Source organism: Candidatus Neomarinimicrobiota bacterium, from assembly GCA_034716895.1.
Classification (GTDB): domain Bacteria; phylum Fidelibacterota; class UBA8477; order UBA8477; family JABMPR01; genus JABMPR01.
In genome coordinates this window covers 1-3,657 of record JAYEKW010000082.1, presented here as the reverse complement: position 1 = coordinate 3,657, position 3,657 = coordinate 1, and the positions used below count along the sequence as shown (strand labels likewise).

Genomic DNA, 3,657 nt, shown 5'->3' with positions numbered 1-3,657 from the left:
CGCACTACAACGGGGCAAAGCCCTGGAGCAGATGGTATTTATGGATGGTTACTATTTGCTCAATCTCGATGGTACGGGGTATTTTACCTCTAAAAAGTTGCATTCCAAAGCCTGTATGAAGAAGGTCTGAGAGTCAGCACGATAAATGATGGAATAAAAAGTTAAAATGTGCGAGATATGTGATGGAAAGGTAAGGAGCCCCCTCACGTACCTTGCAAATACAAAGAGGGCTCCTGCCTAAAACACTAAGGCAGGAAAATGTTACCAGAATTACTACAAAGCCCCAACCTATTTCACCTTCTTCACCGTATTGATATTGACTTGGCCGATCAACAACAGAAAGCCGGATGTCCATTCTGCGGCAGTACTTTGCATTACTCCAATTATCAACGTCAACCACGAGGCGGCCCACCGCTTGCTGACGAATTGTCTATTCGTTTCAGTCTCTGCTGCAGTAATGAGAAGTGTCGTCGCAGAACCCTCCCGAAGTCAACGATTTTCATGGGGCGCCGGGTATACTTTCGCGCAGCCATTTTAATCATCACCACTCTCAATCAAAATATGCCTCAGGAATATAGTAAGAACCTGTTGGCGCAACTGTATGAAGTTAACCGAACAACCATCAACAACTGGCTTGCATATTTCCGTGAGATTTTTCCAAAGACCGGTATGTGGAAAACAGTACGTGGACTCCTTGGTGTCGAAGTGGGAAACCACAATCTACCTGAATCTTTGGTGAAACATTATTGTGACCACAGTTCGTCATCTGAAAGCGCACTCATCAGGTGCCTCAGGTTACTGGCAACCGGCCTTGTAACCGTTTAAATGATGGAGCAGTAACTTCCCGCAAAAGAATAGGTCTTCCGCATTTTCAGCGATTCTGTAGAGTGGCTTTTGTTAAAAAACGAGCAGATCTTCATAAGGAAGAGCTCAGGATTCAGACAGGAGCCATAAAATGAGAAGAAATAGTCAATCCCGGATAGAATCGTGGCCACAACTGCGTTTTTCTATCGTCGGTGGTCTTCTTGCAAGTCCTCCAGAACGTGGAGAACTTGGAAAGAAGCTCAAAAGCCTTGCAGAAAAGGTCTATCAACATCCACGTAAGGATGAATCTGTCACCTTTGGTGCGTCAACTATCGAGCGCTGGTATTATAAAGCGTTGAACGGGAACAATCCTGTGGAAGACCTTGACCGAAAGCCTCGTTCAGATATCGGTCAAAAGACCGCATTGTCCAATGAGTTGCTCATGGAACTGGGTAAACAATATTGTAACTTCCCCCATTGGAGCTACCAGCTCCACACAGATAACCTGCTTGCTTTAATCGACGAAAAGCCAGAACTTGGCAATCCTCCTTCGTATTCCAGTGTCTGCAGGCGCATGAAAGAACGAGGTTGGTATAAAAAGAAATCGCCCCGCAACAAAACCAATGGCCAGAAAAAGGCAGAAACGCACCTGGAACAAATGGAAGTGAGAAGCTACGAGTCTTCCCATGTGCATGGCCTCTGGCATTTAGATTTCCACAAAGGAAAACTCAGGGTAGCCGACAACAAAGGCGACTGGCACACTCCCATTGCATTGTGCATACTTGATGACTGCTCCCGGTTGTGCTGTCACATTCAGTGGTATGTTCAGGAAACAGCGGAGATACTACAGCATGGCATGATGCAGGCTTTTATGAAAAGAGGTCTCCCTCGCAGCTTGATGACAGACAATGGTGCTGCAATGATTGCCAGGGAGACCCGAAATGGTTTGCTTGGGTTAAGCATAAAACATGATTTAACATTACCTTACAGTCCTTATCAAAATGGGAAGCAGGAGTCATTTTGGGGACAACTGGAGGGGCGACTGATGTCCATGCTTGCCTTGGTTGAACCATTAACGCTTGAAACATTAAATTATGCAACCCAGGCCTGGTCTGAGATGGAATATAATCGAAGCCGTCACCAGGAAATAAACTGTAGCCCCGTGGATAAGTTATTGAAAGGTCCTGATTCTTCACGCCCCACTCCAGATAGCGAGAACATGACCTTCGCCTTTACCATTCAGGAAAACCGAGTCCAACGCAAAAGTGATGGTACTATTCAGGTAAAAGGAGTCAGGTTCGAAGTTCCATCTCGTTTCCGCCATTTCGATCGTTTACATATACGCTTTCAAAGCTGGGACCTTAGCCATGCCTGGTTAGTCGATGAAAGAGATGCCACTATACTTGCCAGAATATACCCTCTAGATAAGGTCAAAAATGCAGAAGGAAGAAGACGAACGATAGCTCCAATGTTGGATGACTTGCCGGATTCAGATGGTAAGACAGACCCGTATCCTCCGCTTCTACGTAAGTTGTTGGGAGAGTATGCAGCCACCGGAATCCCGCCTGCATATATTCCTTTGGAGGTATCCAATGAACAATAAACGTCTCCTTAATTTGTTCGGTCTTAAGTGGAATCCGTTCCTTCCAAATATCCCGGTGCATTCTTTATGGCCAGCACCCGGTGTAGACACATTCCTTTATCAAATTGAAAATCTGGTTATGGATGGTGGCTTCGCACTTATGTGTGGTGAACCCGGTCTTGGTAAATCAAAGAATCTGCAATACCTCGCCCATAATCTGGAACGACTGGAAAACGTGGTTGTCGGTGTTATGGAGAGACCTCAATCCAGTCTTGCAGATTTTTACCGTGAAATGGGTGATTTGTTTGGTGTCAATTTAACTCCTGCCAACAGATATGGCGGTTTTAAGGCTCTTCGGGAGCGTTGGAAACAACACATCAAATCCACCCTGTTCAGGCCAATACTCCTGATTGATGAAGCACAGGAGATGATGACAAGCAATCTTAACGAATTGCGTTTACTGGGCAGTGCTCAATTTGACTCGGAATGTTTGTTGACCGTGATCATTTGCGGTGATCTCACACTTCCTGAACGATTCCGTAGTAACGAGCTGCTTGCATTTGGAAGTCGAATTAGATGTAGAAGACGACTTTCCCCCTATGACAAAAAGGATCTGCGAAATTATCTGGAGTATTGCCTGGAACAAGCTGGTGCTACACAGCTAATGACAAAGCCACTCATGGCAGCGCTCGTGGAGCATAGTGTCGGCAACCTACGTTTACTAAATGTTATGGCAGCAGAGTTACTCACCGTTGCGGCACAACGAGAACTCACACAGCTTGATGAACAGCTCTTCCTGGAACTGTATTCACCAGCACCCAGAAAAAAACAATCACGCTAAGAAAACACACAAATCATTCCTGCATATCGCAGGTAAAGAGGTCTGGTGAAACGGAGGCAGGCTCTGCTGAGGAGCAACCTGCCAAGGGATAACCAGATGGGAGCGACGGATTAGAAATAATCGTCCGGGGAGTCTTCGGACTCCCCACCTTTTTCTAAGCCCGAGCTACCCCCATGCCTTTAAAACCTACGAACCTGAGGCATAGCCGAAGGGTGAGTTTCTTGCCAGCTGTGAAAACATCAAATAGCCTGAAAAGGTGCCCATCATTTATCGAGATCCGGCTCAAAGGCATCCGTTGTTCTGCTATCTTCGGTCAGAGCTGCTTTAGGTAGTGCAATTTCTTTGGCCAATTTTTCAATGGTATCCGCTCTCTTGTTAGCCTTGGTTTTACGCATAGACCGGAATTTATGAAGAGGGTTTGGCCCATCAT

At 46.0% G+C, this 3,657-nt stretch carries 3 protein-coding genes; all 3 read left to right on the top strand.

Annotation, left to right across the window (positions count from 1 at the left end):
• The first annotated feature begins 258 nt into the window (after positions 1-258).
• The 3 genes from U9Q77_05535 to U9Q77_05525 all read left to right on the top strand — a co-directional run bounded on the left by U9Q77_05535 (position 259) and on the right by U9Q77_05525 (position 3,227).
• Positions 259-825: a hypothetical protein gene (locus tag U9Q77_05535; protein ID MEA3286817.1), complete on the top strand. Its 567-nt coding sequence runs from the start codon at positions 259-261 to the stop codon at positions 823-825.
• Positions 826-955: 130 nt separating this feature from the next.
• Positions 956-2,407 (top strand): DDE-type integrase/transposase/recombinase, encoded by a 1,452-nt coding sequence (locus tag U9Q77_05530; protein ID MEA3286816.1) that lies wholly within the window; start codon positions 956-958, stop codon positions 2,405-2,407.
• Positions 2,397-3,227: an ATP-binding protein gene (locus U9Q77_05525; GenBank protein MEA3286815.1), complete on the top strand. Its 831-nt coding sequence runs from the start codon at positions 2,397-2,399 to the stop codon at positions 3,225-3,227. Before U9Q77_05530 ends, U9Q77_05525 begins: the two co-directional genes overlap by 11 nt.
• Positions 3,228-3,657: the final 430 nt, after the last annotated feature.